Source organism: Archangium lansingense (assembly GCF_026626635.1).
GTDB classification, from domain to species: domain Bacteria; phylum Myxococcota; class Myxococcia; order Myxococcales; family Myxococcaceae; genus Archangium; species Archangium lansingense.
The window spans coordinates 7,147,914-7,165,230 of sequence record NZ_JAPNKA010000001.1; the positions used below are offsets into that span (position 1 = coordinate 7,147,914).

General features: G+C 69.7%; 2 protein-coding genes (1 of these 2 running past the window's edge). Both read right to left on the reverse strand.

Annotation, left to right across the window (positions count from 1 at the left end; genetic code table 11):
* Positions 1–13,338, reverse strand: coding sequence for a non-ribosomal peptide synthetase (locus OV287_RS28850; protein ID WP_444546340.1), 13,338 nt, complete (start codon positions 13,336–13,338; stop codon positions 1–3).
* Positions 13,322–17,317, reverse strand: partial view of a non-ribosomal peptide synthase/polyketide synthase gene (locus OV287_RS28855; protein WP_267537271.1) — the end only. Its footprint extends 13,215 nt past the window's final position; 3,996 of the gene's 17,211 nt are visible here — the last part of the coding sequence; the start codon falls outside the window, past its right edge; its stop codon occupies positions 13,322–13,324. Before OV287_RS28855 ends, OV287_RS28850 begins: the two co-directional genes overlap by 17 nt.

Genomic DNA, 17,317 nt, shown 5'->3' on the forward strand with positions numbered 1-17,317 from the left:
TCAGTTCTCCGACTCGGTGGCGTTCAGCAGCGCGTCCAGCTCTTCGTCCGAGAGCTGTTCCAGCGCGTCTTGATCCAAATTCTTTGAAACCCTCGGGATGGGCGCCTCGGCGATCCGTTTGGTCGATTCCGTCAGGCGCGAGACCGCATCCGCCATTCCACCGAGGGTGGGTGACTCGAACACGGCGCGGAGCGGCAACTCCACACCCACTGCTTCACGCACACGAGCAACGAGTTGCATCGCCAGCAGCGAGTGCCCTCCTGCATCGAAGAAGTTGTCGTGCAGGCCCACCTTCTCCAGGCGCAGCACCTCCGCCCAGAAGCCCGCCAGCTTCTCCTCCAGCGGCGTGCGCGGTGCCACGTACTCCCGCTGCACACTCCCCGCCTGCTCCGGCGCCGGCAGCCCCTTGCGGTCCACCTTCCCGTTCGGCTGCAACGGCAACTGCTCCAGCACCACCACCGCCTGCGGCACCAGGTACGCCGGCAGCTTCCGCCCCAGTGCTGCGCGCACCTCAGCGCCCTCCAGCACCTGCCCGTCCTTCGCCACCGCGTACGCCACCAGCCTCTTGTCCCCGGGCACGTCCTCCCTCACCACCACCAGGGCCTCCCTCACTCCCGGCTGCCCCAACAGCCCCGCCTCCACCTCCCCCAACTCAATGCGGTGCCCCCGCACCTTTACCTGCTCGTCCCCTCTCCCCAGGTACTCCAGGCTCCCGTCCTTCCTCCACCTCGCCCTGTCCCCCGTCCGGTACAGCCTCTCTCCCTCCCCAAACGGGCTCGGCACAAACCTCTCCGCCGTCAGCTCCGCCCGGCCCAGGTAGCCCCGCGCCAGTCCCTCTCCTCCCACGTACAGCTCTCCCACCACCCCCTCCGGCACCACCTCCATCTCCCCGTCCAGCACGTACACCCTTACGTTCTTCAGCGGCCTCCCAATGGCCACCTCCCGCCCTGCCTCCTCTGGCTGCGACGTCGTCAACTCCACCGCCGTCGCTACCGCTGTCACCTCCGTCAACCCGTACGTGTTGAGCAGCGGCACCGCGCTGCCCACCCTCCGCCTCCACTGCGCCACCCTCTCCGGCACCGCCCTCTCCCCCCCAATCACCACCCACTTCAGCCCTGCCGGCAGCTTCCCCTTCCCCTCCTCCAGGCTCGCCACCACCTCGTGCCAAAAAGCCGTCGGCAGGTTCAGCTGCGTCACTCCCGCCGCCTCGCACTTCTCCAGGAATGCCTCCGGCACATCCAGCATCTCCGGCGTGCGCAGCACCAGCGTCCCGCCCCTTGTCAGGCACGGGTAAACCTCCTCCGCGCTCGTGTCCCAGCTCACCGACGCGAACTGCAGCACCCTGTCCCCTGGCTCCACCGGGAACGCGTCCCACGCCGCTCTCACGAAGTTCACCAACGAGCGGTGCTGCACCACCACTCCCTTTGGCTTCCCCGTCGACCCCGACGTGTACAGCACGTACGCCCCTGCCTCCGCCGGTACCTTCACCTTCAGCTCAGGTGCTCCCTCCACCGGCCTCGACGCCTCTTCCACCTCCAGCCACACACGTCCCGGCGCTTCTCCCAGCCTCTCCCTCAGCCCTCCTCTCGCCACCACCACCTTCGCCCCGCTGTCCTCCAACATGAAGCGCAGCCGCTCCACCGGGTACTCCGCGTCCAGCGGCACATACGCTCCTCCCGCCTTCAGCACTCCCAGCAGCGCCACCACCATCTCCACCGAGCGCTCCACGCACACTCCCACCCTCACCTCGGGTCCAACCCCCTGCTCCCTCAAGTGGCGCGCCAGTTGGGCCGCCCGGGCGTCGAGCTCCCGGTACGTCACTGTGCGGCTTCCTTCCTTCACCGCCACCGCTTCCGGTGTCCTCTCCACCTGCTCCTCGAACAGCGTGTGGACACACGCCTCCCGTCGCAGCTCCCCTCTCCCTCCGTTCCACTCCACCAGCAGCCGGTTGCGCTCTGCCTCCTTCAGCAGCGGCAGCGTCTCCACCGCCCTGTCCGGCGCCTCCACCGCTCCTTCGAGCAGAGCCTCCAGCCGCTCCAGCATCCGCTCGATACGCTCCGCGTCGTACAGCTCCGCGTTGTACAGCACGCTCATGACGACGCCGTCCGCAACCCGAGTCATCATCACCGTCAGGTCCATCTCCGTGCTCGCCGGCTCCGACGGGATCAGCCTCACCCCGACGCCCCCTGGCAGCCTGGTGGGCTCCGGTATGGCTTCCACGTGCGCGAAGAGCACCTGGAACAGCGGCGCTCTCGTCACGTTCCGCTGAGCCCCGAGTGCCTTCAGCAGCGGCTCGAAGGGCACGTGCGGATGCGTGAACGCACCCAGCACCGACTTCTTCGCCCGCCTCAGTAGCTCGCGGAAGCCCGGCCGCCCCGACAGGTCCGCACGCAGCACCAGCGGCTCGAAGAACAGGCCGAGCAGCCCCTCCGTCTCCACCTGGCCGCGGTTGGCGAACGGCACCCCGATCAGCAGATCCTTCTGCCCGCTGTAGCGTGACAGCAGCATCTGCAATCCGGCCAGCACCGCCATGAAGAGCGTGGCGCCCTCGCCGCGCGCCAACGCCTCCAGCCGCTCCACAAGCCGCAAGGGCAGCAGCGTCGTCCTCCGCTCCGCCCGCCCCACCGCTGCCACGCGCCTGGGCCGATCCTCCGGCAGTTCCAGCACGTGCGGAGCGCCCTGCAACTGCTCGCGCCACCAGTCAAGCTGCGACTCCAGCACCTCGCCTCGCAGCCATTCCCTCTGCCATACCGCGTAGTCCGCGTACTGCACCGGCAGCTCCGCCAGCGGCGACGGCTGGCCTTGCGCGAAGGCCGCGTACAGCGCCACCACCTCGCGCGTCAGCACCCCCATGGACCAGCCATCCGACAGGATGTGGTGCACCACCAGCAGCAGCACGTGCCGCTCTGGCTCCAGCTTCAGCAGCAACGCCCGCGCTAGCCGGCCCTTCGCCAGCTCGAACGGCTTCCGCAGCTCCTGCTCGATGCGCTGCCGCACCGCAGCCTCGGTGCTGGCTCCCGGCTCCGCATCCAGGCTCTCCACCACCAGCGGCAGCTCCGCTGATTCCTCGATGATTTGGATCGGCGTGCCGCCACTCTCGACGAACCGGGTCCGCAGCGCCTCGTGACGCCGCGCCAGCTCGTGCAGGCTCCGCTCCAGGGCCGCCACGTCCACCCGGCCCGTCAGCTCCACCGCCATCGGGATGTGGTAGAAGACGCCGCCTCCGTCGAGCTGCTCCAGCAGCCACAACCGCTCCTGCGCAAACGAGAGCGGCAGCGAGCCCCCGCGAGGCACTCGCCTCAACGGCGGCACCTGGGTAGCCCCCTCCGCGGTGGCCAGCGCCCGCTGCACCCGCTCGGCCAGTCCCGCCACCGTCGGGGCTTCGAACACCTCTCGCAGCGGCAGCTCCACCTGCAGCGCGCTCCTCAGCCGCGCCACCAACTGCATCGCCAGCAACGAGTGCCCGCCCAGCTCGAAGAAGCTCTCGTTCACCCCTACCCGCTGAACGCGCAGCAACTCGCTCCACAGCCCCGCCAGCACTTCCTCCACCGGCGTCCGCGGAGCCACCCACTGCTCCGACAACCTGTCGAGCACCGGCGCCGGCAGCGCCGCCCTGTCCACCTTGCCGTTCGCCGTCAGCGGCAGCGCCTCCAGCGCCACAATTGCCGATGGCACCATGTACTCCGGCAGCTTCTGCTTCAGCCAGGTACGTACGGTCTCGGGATTCAACTCGGGGCCCTCGATACCCTCACCCCGTCCCTCTCCCGAGGGGAGAGGGGAAGTGGGCACCACATACGCCACCAGCCGCTTGTCTCCCACGGCCACTTCTCTTGCTACCACCACCGCATCTCGCACCGCCGGGTGTCTCTCCAGGGCTGCCTGCACCTCGCCCAGCTCCACCCGGTAGCCGCGGATCTTGAGCTGGTGGTCCACCCGGCCCAGGAACTCCACTCGGCCATCCGCCAGCAGCCGCACCCTGTCTCCCGTGCGGTACATCCTCGCGCCCGGCTCGTCCGAGAACGCATCCGGCACGAAGCGCTCCACCGTCAGCTCCGGCCGTCCCAGGTAGCCCCGACCCACCACGCTGCCGCCGATGCACAGCTCTCCCGGCACGCCCACCGGCACAGGCTGCAAGTGCCTGTCCAGGACGTACACCCGCGCGTTCGGGATCGGCCAGCCGAGCGGCACCGACGCGGACACCCGCCCCTCCGAGCCTCGCTCCACCCGGAAGGTCAACACGCCCACCGTCGTCTCGGTGGGACCGTAGTGGTTGAACACCACCAGCTCCGGAGACAGCGCGTGCACCCGGTCCATCAGCGTCCAATCTGAGACGTCTCCGCCCAGCACCAGGCGCTTGCGCGGCAACACCCGCTCCGGGTGCGGCGAGTCCAACAGGGCCCGCAGGTGTGCGGGCACAATCTTCAGACCATCCACCGCCCCTCTCTCGAGGAGTCTCGCCAGCACGGCTGGATCCGAAGCGCTCTCCTTCGAAATGAAGTGCAGTGCTCCACCTCGGCAGAGCGTTGGGAAGATGGCGGTATTGCCCAGGTCCGCGGCCAGCGTGGACACCGAGGCGAAGCTGGCTCCTTCTGGCAGCTCCAGCCTGCTCGAGACACCCTGCACGTAATTGACGAGCTGCCTGTGCTCGATGGCCACGCCCTTCGGCCGGCCCGTCGAGCCCGAGGTGAAGATGACGTAGACGAGGTTCTCCGGCTGCACAGTGGCAGGAAGGTTGGCCTCGCTGCGTGCGGCCAGCCGAGCCGCATCCGTGTCCAGGCACACCACCGCCCCGCCGAAGCCACTCAGGCTCTCGGCCAGACGCGAATCCGTGACGAGCGCACGCGCCCCGGAGTCCTCGAGGATTCCGCGCTGGCGCTCGGCCGGGAACGCGGGATCCAGAGGCACGTAGGCGCCTCCGGCCTTGAGAATGCCCCACAGGCCCACCAGCGCCTCCACCGAGCGCTCCAGGAACAGGCCTACCGGCACGTCCGGACCCACTCCCAGCTCACGCAGGTGCCAGGCGAGCTGGTTGGCTCGCTGGTTCAGCTCCCGGTACGTCAGCCTCGCCTCCTCAGCGACCACCGCGAGCGCCTCGGGCGTCCGCTCCACCTGCGCCTCGAAGAGCGAGTGAACGGTGGCCGATGGCATGGCGGCGCGGGTGTCGTTCCACTCCACCAGCAGCCGGCGCTCCTCGCCCTGCTCCAGCAGCGGCAACAACGCCAGCGGCTGCTCCGGCGACTCCACCACGGACCGGGCCAGCCCAGCCAGGCACCCGGCCATGCCCGCCACCGTGGCCTCATCGAACAGGCTGGTGGCGTACTCGAAGACGCAGCTCAGCCCCTCGCGCTCCTCTCGCACCGTCAAGCCCAGGTCGAACTTGGAGCTGCCGACGGGGACATCCATCACGCCGAACTTCAAGGAGGGAAGCTGGACCTCCGACTCGGGCGTATTGATCAGGTTGATGCTGGCCTGGAACACAGGCGTGCGGCTCGTGTCACGCGGCAGGTCGAGCACATCCACAATGCGCTCGAAGGGGGCGTCCTGGTGGGCATAGGCCTCCAGCGCCGAGTGCCGTACGCGCCCCAGCAGCTCTCGGAAGGAGGGAGCCCCCGCGAGCGGCGCACGCAGGGCCAGGGTGTTGATGAAGCAGCCGATGAGTCCCTCCAACTCGGGCCGGTTGCGGCCCGCGAGCGGCGTGCCCACCGCGAAGTCTTCCTGGCCGCTGTAGCGGTGCAGCAGCGCCTGGTAGAGGGCCATCATCACCATGAAGGAGGTGGCCCCCTCGCGCCGGCCGAGCGCCAGCAAGGGCTCGGAGACGTCGCGGGGCAGCACGAACCGGTACACGTCGCCCGCCCAGGAACGGGTGGCGGGGCGAGGTCTGTCCGTGGGCAGCTCCAGCACCGGCACTCCGGCGAGCTGCTTCTTCCAATACGCGAGCTGCGACTCCATGGCCTGACCGCTCAGCCAGCCGCGCTGCCAGACAGCGTAGTCGGCGTACTGCACCGGCAGTTCGGGCAGCGGGGACGGACGGCCCGCCAGGAAGGACTCGTAGATCATTCCCAGCTCGCCATAGAGCACCGTGGCCGACCAGGCGTCCGAGGCCACGTGATGGAGGGTGAGCTGGAGGAAGTGCTCCGACTCACTGATGCGGATCAGCACGGCCCGCATCACAGGCCCGCGCAACAGATCGAATGGCCTGAGGGCCTCGACACGTGCCAGCCGGAAGGCATCCGCCTCACGCTCCGCCGCCGACTCGCCCGTGGCCTCCCGATGCTCCAGCACCAGCGGCATCGAGGGGGCGATCTCCTGGCGTGCCCCATCGTTCCCGAGGACATAGGTGGAGCGCAGCACCTCGTGCCGTCGCACCACCTCATTCAATGCGGCCTCTAGAGGCGCTATCTCCAACTTGCCCGACAGCCGCAGCACCGCGGTGTTGTTGTAGGCGACGTCCGCCGGATTGAGCTGCTGCAGGAACCAGAGCCGCTCCTGCGCGAACGAGAGTGGCAGGGGCTGTTCTCGCGAGACACGCACCACTGGCGAGTGCATCCCCGAGGAAACCCGCGGGCTCGAAGCCAGGGCCTTCTGCGTCCCCTGCGTGTTCTGCACGGCCGTCGTGGTCCGAGCCGGACGGCGCGACTTCGAGGCACGGGGCGGAGCCACTCGCTCCACCTCTCCGTCAACGCGGTACCGGGCGCGCTGTCCTGTCAGGAAGAGCCGCTCGTCCGCACCTGCTCCGGGAGCGGAAATGAAGCGGGCTCGGGTCGCCTCGGGGTCCATCCAGAAGCCGCGCGGGACAGCACCGCCGCCGATCGCAAGCTCCCCCACGACACCGACGGGCACTGGAGCACCGGACACATCAAGGAGCCGGATTGCCCCGGTGCCAGCGCCCGGCCAGGCCGCCTCCACCACGGACGCCTCGAGCTCCACACGCTCCGAGGAGAAGGCCTGGCTCAGTGCCGAGACCGCTTCCGGAGCAACTGCCTCACCGCCCAGTACCAGCCGGCGCACGCTGCCCAGCGCCTCGGAGGCCCCGGGCAGCTCCGCCAGCGCACGGGCCTGCGACGGAGCACAGCGCAGCGCAGTAATGCCCTCGCTCCGGACGGTCTCCAGCAGCTCTCCGAATCCTCCTGCCCCCTCGGCGAGCACGGGCTCGGGACGCACCACGGGCGCCTGGACGCGCTGCCGCAGCACATCCAGCAGGCGGAGGCTGGACATGGTGTCCTCCAGCCCCACGCCGAAGTCCACGAGGCAGGCGATCTCGTCCACGTCGAGCGTCCGCACGCGCTCGATGATGCGCTCGCCGTCCTCCACCGAGCCGAAGATGCCGCCGTCCCGCAGCGAGTGCTCGACACCCTGACCGAGCAGCGCGTCCATGTCCTGCTCGGTCAGTCCGCGCACATCCACCTGGAGGCCCTGGCTGGCCATCAAGTTGCCGAAGATGTCCACCGAGCTGCGGAAGTACTTCTTGAGCGGCTCGCGAACGACGGAGCGGACCTCATCGAGATCCCTGCCCAAGAAGGTGTGGAGCATCAGCGTCACGTGACCGCGACCGGGCCCGTGACCACGCTTGCGCCAGGCCTCGCGGTAGAGCGCCACCTTCGCCTTGAGCTCGTCCAGGTTGGAGCCGATTCCGAGCACGTTGGTGAGGATGCCCGCGCCCACGTCTCCAGCCTGACGGAACGTCTCCGGGTTGCCGGCCGAGGTGAGCCACACGGGAACCTCGGGCTGCGACGGCTTCGGCCGCACCGCGAGCTCCACCTCCACTCCGGCACCATTGCGCCGCCGGACCGTCTCACCCCGCCACAGCCGCCGGAATTCCTCCAGCCGCTCCACCAGCACCTCGCGCCGCCGAGCGAACGTGTCCGGTGAGAGTGAGAAGTCATTGGCGTGCCAGCCTGTGGCGAACGACAGGCCCACGCGCCCGCCGGACAAGTTGTCCACGACAGACCACTGCTCGGCCACCTCGATGGGATCATGCAGCGGCAGCACGACGCTGCCCGCGCGCAGCCGCAGGTTGCGGGTGATCATCGCGAGCGCGCCGCTGATCACCGATGGCGCCGGGTACAGGCCGCCGAACGAGTGGAAGCGACGCTCCGGCGTCCAGATGGCGGAGAAGCCGTGCGTATCGGCGAACTTCGCGCCCTCGATCAACATCTCGTACTTGCGCTCGCCGAGTGAGTCCTCGTCATTGGCGAAATACGAGAGGCTGAACTCGAGCGGCCTGTGCGCCACCTGCTTCCGGCCCAAGACGGCGAAGCGCGCGGCCAGCCGCTCGGGCGGGAGGACGACACGCATTCCACGCGCGAGCGCCCAAAGTAGATCCAACCCCGAGGCGTCCGCGGCCGGGCCACCCGCCGCCAGCCACACCTCGCCCTCCCCTGCGCCCATCCGTGCGTCCAGCGAGGCCAGCAACCGCGCGATGTTGCGGTGGGTGAGCTGGATCCGGCCACGCCCACCGAACGCCTCAGAGGCGGGCACAATGAATGCCAGCCGATCATCCAGTACCGCATCCGTCGCCGCGCCGCCCGCCTCGGACAGCTCCGCGTCCACCGTCAGCATGCGCACGCCTGCCGGAGGCGACAGCGCCGCGGACCGGGCCACCAGCAGCAACCGGGGGCCCTCCGTCGGGAAGAGAGAGGGCAGCTCGGCCAGCTCACCCGAAGACACGGGCAGACAGGCCCCGCCCGCTTCCAGCACGCCCCAGAGCGCGATCACCGCCTCAATCGACGGCTCCAGCCGGAGGGCTACCGGGACTTCCGGTCCAACCCCCTCACTCCGAAGCCGAACGGCGAGTCCCCGCGCGCACGCGGCCAACTCGCGCCACTTCAGACGCCGCCCGCCCGAGCTGATCGCCACCGCCTCCGGCGACCGCTCTACGCGCGCCGCGAGCCGGGCCAACAGGCCGGGAGTGGCATCCACCTGAGCGGGAAGCAGAAGGCTCCGCTGCTCCGCCGGGGTCGCGAGCGGCAGGCGCGAGAGCCGCAGCTCCGGATTCTCGATGACCGCCGCCAGCAGCGTCTCAAGATGGCCCACCAGCCGAGCGATGCGCGCCTCGTCATAGAGATCGGTGGCGTACTCGACGAAGCCCGTGAAGCCCTGGGCGCTCTCCGTCAGGAGCAGCGTCATCTCACCGAGCGTGGCGCCGAACTGGGCAGGCGTGCCCGGCACTTCCACCAAGCGCATGTCGAGCCCGGGGACGGGCGGCGGGGCCGTGGTGACGTCCGCGTGCAGGACGAGGGCGGCGTCACAGAGCCGCGACTGCCCCGGATCGCGCCCGGGGGACACCTGTGGCAGCAGATGCTCGAAGGGCACATCCTGATTGGCAGAAGCGCCGATCGTCACGTCGCGGGCCCGCCCCAGGAGCTCGCGGAACGTCGGGTCGCCCGAGAGGTCAGTCCTCAAGGCGATGGCATGAGCAACAAAGCCGATGAGCGGCTCCAGCTCGCCCTTGGCGCGGTTGCCGATGGGCGTGCCCACCACGATGTCATCGCGCCCCGAGTAGCGAGAGAGCAGAGCCGAGAGCGCGGCCAGCAGCGTGGCGAAAGATGTCACGCGCTCGCGCTGGTTGAAGGCGATGAGCGCGGCGCCCAGCTTGCCGGTGAAGGACACGGGGAAACGCACACCGCGCAGTTGCTGCCGGGCCGAGCGCGGCCGATCCGAGGCCAGTTCCAGCGATCCGGGCAGCTCCGCGAGCACCTCGCGCCAATACGCCTCCTGCTCCGCCAGGGCACCCGCGGCCAGCGAGCGCCGCTCCCAGGACGCGTAATCCACGTACTGCACGGCCAGCTCCGGCAGGGGGGCCGGCTTTCCGTCGCGGAAGGCCTGGTAGTTCACCGCCGCCTCGCGAACGAAGGCCACCAGCGAGAGCGTGTCGGCGGCAATGTGGTGGACTGTCAGCAGCAGCAGGTACTCGGACTCAGCCAGCCGCAGCAGGCGGGCACGGACGATGGGCTCGCGCTCCAGCGAGAACGGCCGCTCCGCCTCCTCCAGCGCCAGCCGCATCGCCTCCGCCTCACGGTCTCCACCATGGTTCCGCAGCTCCACCACGGGGACCTTGATCTGGAGCGAGGGGGCGAAGCCCTGACGCACGCGCCCGTCCACCACGGTGTAGGTTGCCCGAAGCATCTCGTGCCGGCGGATGACTTCGTTGATGCTGCGCTCCAGTAACCCGGCGTCGAGCGCGCCGGAGATCCGGATTGCCAGCGGCATGTTGAGGGCCGGATTGCCGGGCTCGCGCTGCTCCATCCGCCAGACGCGCTCCTGAACGATGGAGAGCGGCAACTCGCCGGTACGGTCGATCCGCACCATGGCCTCGGGAGCCACGGGCCCGGTGGGTTGCGCCGCCTGGAGCAGGGACTCGATGTGCGCGGAGATCCCTCTCACGGTAGGCGCATCGAAGAGCGCGCCAAGCGGCAACTGCACGGAGAACGTCTCGCGCAGGCGGGTGAGCATCTGCGCGGCCATCAGCGAGTTGCCGCCCAGCTCCAAGAAGTCATCGTCAGGGCCGATCTCCACCGAGCCCAGACGCTCGCGCCAGATCTCCATGACACGCCGCTCAATCTCACTCCGAGGGGCGGCCACCGGAGCGGGAGCAGGCGTGCCCACGGGGGCCTTGGCGGCAACGGGAGCGGTGGGCGTGGCAGCGGAAGGCACGGACTCCAGCACGGGCAGCGCGGCCGTCGACTGGAGGCTGCAGGACTTCTCCTCGAACGGGTACGTGGGCAGCGGAATGCGCCTGCCGGGCCCGCCCGCGTGGAACTTCGACCAGTCCACCTCGACACCTGCGCTCCACAGCTCTCCAACCGAGCGCAAGAGTCCGGCGTAATCACTCTCCGAGGGTCGGCGGCGCAGCGACGGCACGGAGATCAGCCGCTTGTCCTGGCGCACGCGCGGGCGGCACAGCGACGTGAGATCCTGGCCCGGTCCCACCTCCAACAGGGCACTGCAGCCGTCCGCGAGCAGCACCTCAAGACCCGCCGAGAAACGCACCGGCTGGCGCATCTGCCGAGCCCAGTAGGCGGGATCCATGACCTCTTCGGCGCGAATCCACGTCGCGGTGAGGCTCGACACGTAGCGAAGCTTGGGCGCCTGGAGGCGCAGTCCGGAGACCACCCGCGCCAGATCCGGCATCAGCGGCTCCACCGCGCTGGAGTGGAAGGCATGGGCCGCGGGCAAGCGGACCACTCCCACGCCACGACCGGAGAGGGCCTGCTCCAGCCGCTCGATGGCCTCGACAGGTCCGGAGACGACGCAGCGGCCAGGACCGTTGACGGCCGCCAGCGTGAGCCCGTCGGCGAGCAGAGGCAGCAGCTCCGCCTCCTCCATGCCCACCGAGAGCATGGCCCCTGGCGGCATCCGTGCCATCAGGGCGCCTCGCGCCACGGCGAGCCGCAACCCATCCTCGGGAGACAGCACGCCCGCCACGCACGCCACCACGTACTCACCGTAACTGTGCCCCAGCATCGCGTGGGGCTTCACGCCCCAGTACATCCAGAGCCGGGCCAGCGCGTGCTCAACAATGAAGAGCGCGGGCAGCGCCACGCGCGGGTCCACCAACCTTCGGGCAGCGCTCTCCTCCTGCCCGGCCGCCGGGAGCAGCAGTGCACGCACCTCGGCCCCGAGCGACGGCTCCAGCCGGGCAAGCGCGGCCTCCACGTCCTTGCGGAAGCCCGGCTCAGCCGCATGCAGCTCGCGCCCCATGCCCACCGTCTGGACGCCTTGCCCAGGGAAGAGGAAGGCCACCCTGCGCGTCCGATTCGCCTCCACCGCCGCGGGGAGCTGGCGCAGCCGCTCCACCAGACTGGCCGCGTCCGCCGCCACCACGGACTGCCGGTACTCGAAAGCCCGCCGGCCCACGTTGCGCGTGAAGGCCACGTTCGCCAGCGCCACGCCGGGCTCGGCCTCCACGTGCGAGGCCAGCTCCCGCGCCATCGCCTCCAGGGCAGTGGGGGTCCGAGCAGACAACGTTACGAGCCGCTGCGGGCGGGCGTCGGTCGGAGCGGGCTCAAGAACGGGCGCTTCCTCCAGCACCACGTGGGCATTGGTGCCGCCGATGCCAAAGGAGCTGACTCCCGCACGGCGCGGAACCTCCCCGCGTGGCCACGGCTTCAAAGCCGTGTTGACGAAGAAGGGGCTGCGCTCGAAGTCGATCTCCGGGTTGGGACACTCGAAGTGCAGACTTGGGGGTAGCTCCTCGTTCTTCAACGCGAGCGCCACCTTGATGAGCCCGGCCACTCCGGCCGCTGCGTCCATGTGCCCCAGGTTCGTCTTGAGCGAGCCGAGGCCGCAGAAGCCCCGGCGCTCCGTCGTCTTGCGGAAGGCTCGGGTCAGCGCGGCGACCTCGATGGGATCTCCCAGCGACGTACCCGTTCCATGTGCCTCCACATACTGGATGTCCTCGCCCTCGAGCCCCGCGTAGGCGAGCGCGTCCGCGATGACCTCCGCCTGGCCCTCGACGCTCGGCGCGGTGTAGCCGGCCTTCTGGTTGCCGTCGTTGTTGATGGCCGAGCCCTTGATGACGGCGTGGATGTGGTCCCCATCCCGCAACGCGTCGGCCAGCGGCTTGAGCACCACCACACCCACGCCGTTGCTGGCCACCGTGCCGGCCGCGCGGTGATCAAAGGCGCGGCAGTGCCCATCGGGCGAGTAGATGAGCCCCTCTTGGTACACGTAGCCCGTCCGCTGGGGGCTGGCGATCCGCACCGCGCCGGCCAGCGCGATGTCCGATTGCCGCGTCAGCAAGCTCTGGCAAGCCATGTGGATGGCCACCAGACCGGTGGAGCACGCGGTGTACACGGCGACGCTCTCGCCCCGGAGCTGGAGCTTGAAGGACGTCTTCATCGCCACGCTCTCGGGACCGGACGTGGCCAGGTCCAGACCCGCCCCGGGATCCTTCCGCGCCTCGCCGAGCAGGGACAACAGGTGCCCAGAGGCTCCCGCGCCCGCGTAGAGCGAGATCCGCCCTGAGAAGCGCGAGGGATCATACGCGGCGTCCTCGAGTGCGGCCCAGGCGCACTGGAGGAAGAGGCGCTGCTGAGGATCCATCCACTGCGCCTCGCGCAGCGGGATGTCGAAGAAGCCGTGATCGAAGAGGTCCGCCCCCTCGAGGATGCCTCCGGCACGGACGAAGGCCGGATGGTTCCACACCTCCTCGGGGACGAGCGGCGAGCGCTCCAGCTCGTTCGGGGAGAAGAACGAGATGGAGTCCACGCCCTCCCGGAGGTTGCGCCAGAAGGCACGCAGATCCCTGGCACTGGGGAAACGCCCCGCCATGCCGATCACCGCGATGTCGTTGCCGTTGTCCTCGGGCTGCACGTTCTGGTCATCCATTTCCGCGATCCCTTCGCCTACCCTGCCGCCGGAACGCCTGCCGCCGCTGTTCCGCGCGATCCTCGTGAACCTCGTTGTCCTGCTCGTCCGCCACGGCCTCGCCATCCCTCTCCAGGGAAGCAGCGAGCGCACGCACCGTGGAGTGCTCGAAGAAGCGCGTCGCCGGGACGTCTCGCTTCAGCTCCTCACGAAGGAGGGCACAGGCCTTCACCACCGACATGGAGTTGCCACCCAGATCCGCGAAGAAGTGGTCCTCCACTCCCACGCGCTCCACCCCAAGCACCTTGGCCAGCACCCCTGCGATGCGCTGCTCCAGGGGCGTGGTGGCCTCCACGAACTCGACCCCGGCCGGACGCGACACCTCCGGCTCCGGGAGCGCCCCGCGATCCACCTTGCCGTTGGGCGAGAGCGGGAGCGCTGCCAGCGGCATGATCGCCGCCGGTACCATGTGCTCAGGTAGCCGCTCCGCGAGGAAGACACGCAGGGCACGCGAGTCCAGCACCTGCCCGGAGCGCGGGACGGCGTAGGCCACCAGCCGCTTGCCGCCGGCGGGATCCGGCCGAGCCACCACCACCGTCTCGGCGACGTCCGGATGCTTGCGGAGCGCCTCCTCCACCTCTCCCGGCTCCACGCGGAAGCCGCGGACCTTCACCTGCGCATCCAGCCGCCCGAGGAACTCCAGCGTCCCATCCGCCCGGTGGCGGACCCGATCGCCGGAGCGGTAAAGCCGCCCGCCAGGCTCCAGACCGAACGGATCCGGGATGAAGCGCTCCGCCGTCAGCTCCGGCCTCCCGAGGTAGCCCCAGGCCAGGCCGTCTCCACCCATGAGCAGCTCGCCCGGCACGCCTACGGGGACGGGCCGCAGCTCGCGGTCCACCACGTACACCCATGTGTTGGCGATGGGCTGGCCGATGGGGATGGCGCCCTCGGGAGCAACCCCCTCCATGACGTGGCAGGCGGTGAAGGTAGTGTTCTCCGTCGGCCCGTACCCGTTGACGAGGACGCCGCCACGGGAGAGCCGTTCGCGCACCGCGGCGGGTGGCAGCACATCTCCGCCTGCGAGCAGCCGCCGCACGCCCTGCAAGGCCTCGGGCCGCATGGCGGAGATCTGCTCGAAGAGTGCCGCCGTCAGCCAGAGCGTTGTCACCCCATGGCGATCCAGCACGGCCTTCAGCTCGTCCACCGTGGGAGTGTGCGGCGGGAAGAGGATTAGCCGCGCACCGTGCAGCAAGGCGCCCCACAGCTCGAACGTAGCGGCGTCGAAGCAGATGGGTGCGAGCTGGAGGAACACCTCGTCCGGCCCCCACCGCGCGAAGGACGAGCCCAACACGAGCCTCGCCACCGCGCGCTGCGGGATACAGACGCCCTTGGGCCTTCCGGTGGAGCCCGAGGTGTACATGACATAGGCCAGGGCCTCGCCCGGCACGCGGACACCTGGGGAGTCCTCGGGCTCACGGGCCACTTCGGTCCAGCCCTCGTCCAACAGCACCACCGCCGCGCCGCTCTCTGGTAGCACTGGCAACACCGAGCGCTGCGCCAGCACCACCGGCACGCGCGTGTCCTCCACCATGAAGGCCAGCCGCTCGCGCGGGTAGGTGGGATCCAGTGGCACGTAGGCGCCACCGGCCTTGAGAATGCCGAGTGTCCCCACCACCAGTTCCAGCGAGCGCTGCACGCACAGCCCCACCGGCGTCCCCGACCCCACGCCTCGCCGCAACAGGTGCCTGGCGAGCTGATTCGCACGCCGGTCCAGCTCGCGGTACGTGAGCCGCTGGTCTCCGAGCTCCACCGCCACCGCGTCCGGCGTCCGCTCCGCCTGCGCCTCGAAGAGCGCGGAGAGGCATGCGTCGCGTGGGTAGTCCACGCGGGTACTGTTCCACTCGATCAGGAGACGCCGCTGCTCCGCCGCGTCCATCATCGGCAGCTCGCCGAGGCGCCGGCCCGGGTCAGCCACCGCGCCCTCTAGCAGCACGCGCAGGTGCTCCATCATCCGGGCTGCCGTGGCCGGGGTGAACAGGTCCGCGTCGTACTCCAAAGTACCGGCGAACCCCTCGGGCGCATCGGTGAGCGAGAGCGTGAGATCGAACTTCGCCGTGTCCGTGCCCAGGTCCACCGGACGGAAGGACAGGCCGGTGGCGCCCCCATCCAGCTTCGGCGCTTCCTGGAGCGCCAGTACCGTCTGGACGAGCGGTGCATGGCTCAAGCTGCGCGGGGGCTGAAGCGCCTCCACCAACTTCTCAAAGGGCAGATCCTGGTGGGCATAGGCACCGAGCGTCGTCTCCCGCACGCGACCCAGCAGATCACGGAAGGTGAGCCCTGGAGAGAGACGGGTCCGCAGTACCAGGGTGTTGACGAAGAAGCCGAGCAGCTCCTCCAGACCGGCATGGTGTCGGCCAGAGATGGGCGATCCCACGCAGACGTCCTCCTGGCCCGAGGAGCGGGACAGCAGGAGTTGGAAGGCAGCCAGCAGGCCCATGAAGGGCGTGACGCCTTCACGGCGGCAGATGGCCCGGAACTCCGAGGAGAGCGTGGCCGGGAGCTGGACGCGAAGAGAGGCACCGCGGAAGCGCTGGACGCTCGGGCGCGGGAAGTCCGTGGGCAGTTCCAACACCGGCGGTGCGCCCGCGAGCCGCTCGCGCCAGTAGCCGAGCTGCGTCTCGAGGGCCTCGCCCCGGAGCCACCCGCGCTGCCAGACGGCATGATCCACGGGCTGAAGGACGGGGATGGGCAGCGGCGAGGCCCGTCCCGTGAGCTCCGCCTCGTACAGCGCCAAGAACTCCCGGATCGTCACGCCCAGGGACCAGCCGTCCGAGATGATGTGGTGCAGCGACAGGACGAGCAGGTTCGTGGTCTCGCCCGTGCAGAGCAGCAGCGCGCGGATGAGGGGTCCCCGGGCCAGGTCGAACGGACGCCGCGCCTCGTCAGAGGCCGCGCGCAGTGCCTGGACTTCACGCTCCGATTCGGGCAGCTCGCGGAGCTCCACGACCGGGAGGGATAGCTCCACCTGGGGGTGGATTCTTTGCGACGGCTCGCCCGCCTCGCTCACGAAGGTGGTGCGCAGCGCCTCATGTCGCTGGAGCAGTCCGGACAGGGCGCGTTCCAGGGAGGGCAGATGCAGGGGACCCTCCAACCAGGACGCCCAGGAGACGTTGTAGAGCGAAGTGCCCGGCTGGAGCTGATCCAACAGCCAGAGCCGCTCCTGCATCAGGGACAGCGGCAGCGGCCCTTCGCGCGGCACCGGGACAATGGGCGGTGGGCGCACCGCCTCGGGGAGCAGATGGGCCGCGGAGATCCGCTCGGCAAGCCGCGCCACGGTGGGCGCCTCGAAGAACTCCCTCAGCGACAACACCACGCCGAAGGTGGCGAGGATGCGCGACACCACGCGGGTGGCCAGCAGCGAGTGCCCTCCCAGCTCGAAAAAGCTGTCATGAGCACCTACGCGTGGAACGCCGAGCAGCTCTCCGAAGAGGCTGGCGAGCAGTTCCTCCACCGGGCCGCGCGGGGCGACATGGGAGGCATCCACCGCCCCCTGTACCTCGGAGGGCGCAGGGAGTGCGCGGCGATCCACCTTGCCATTGGGCGTGAGCGGCAGACGCTCCAGCACCACGAAGGCAGAGGGCACCATGTACTCGGGCAGGCGATCCGCGAGGAACCGGTGCAGCGCACGCGGCTCGACCCCCTGAGCCGACCCAGGCACGACATAAGCCACGAGCCGCCGCGAGCCCCCGGGAGCATCCTCGCGCGCCAGCACGGCGGCCTCGCGCACCGCAGGATGACTCAGCAGCACCGCCTGAATCTCACCCGGCTCCACGCGGAAACCGCGCACCTTCACCTGCGCGTCCACACGCCCGAGGAACACGACCGATCCGTCCGCCAAGAGCCTAACGCGATCGCCAGTGCGGTATAGCCGGGCACCGGGCTCGGCGCTAAACGGGTGCGGCCTGAAACGATCGGCGGTCAGTTCCGGCCGCCCCAGGTAGCCCCAGGC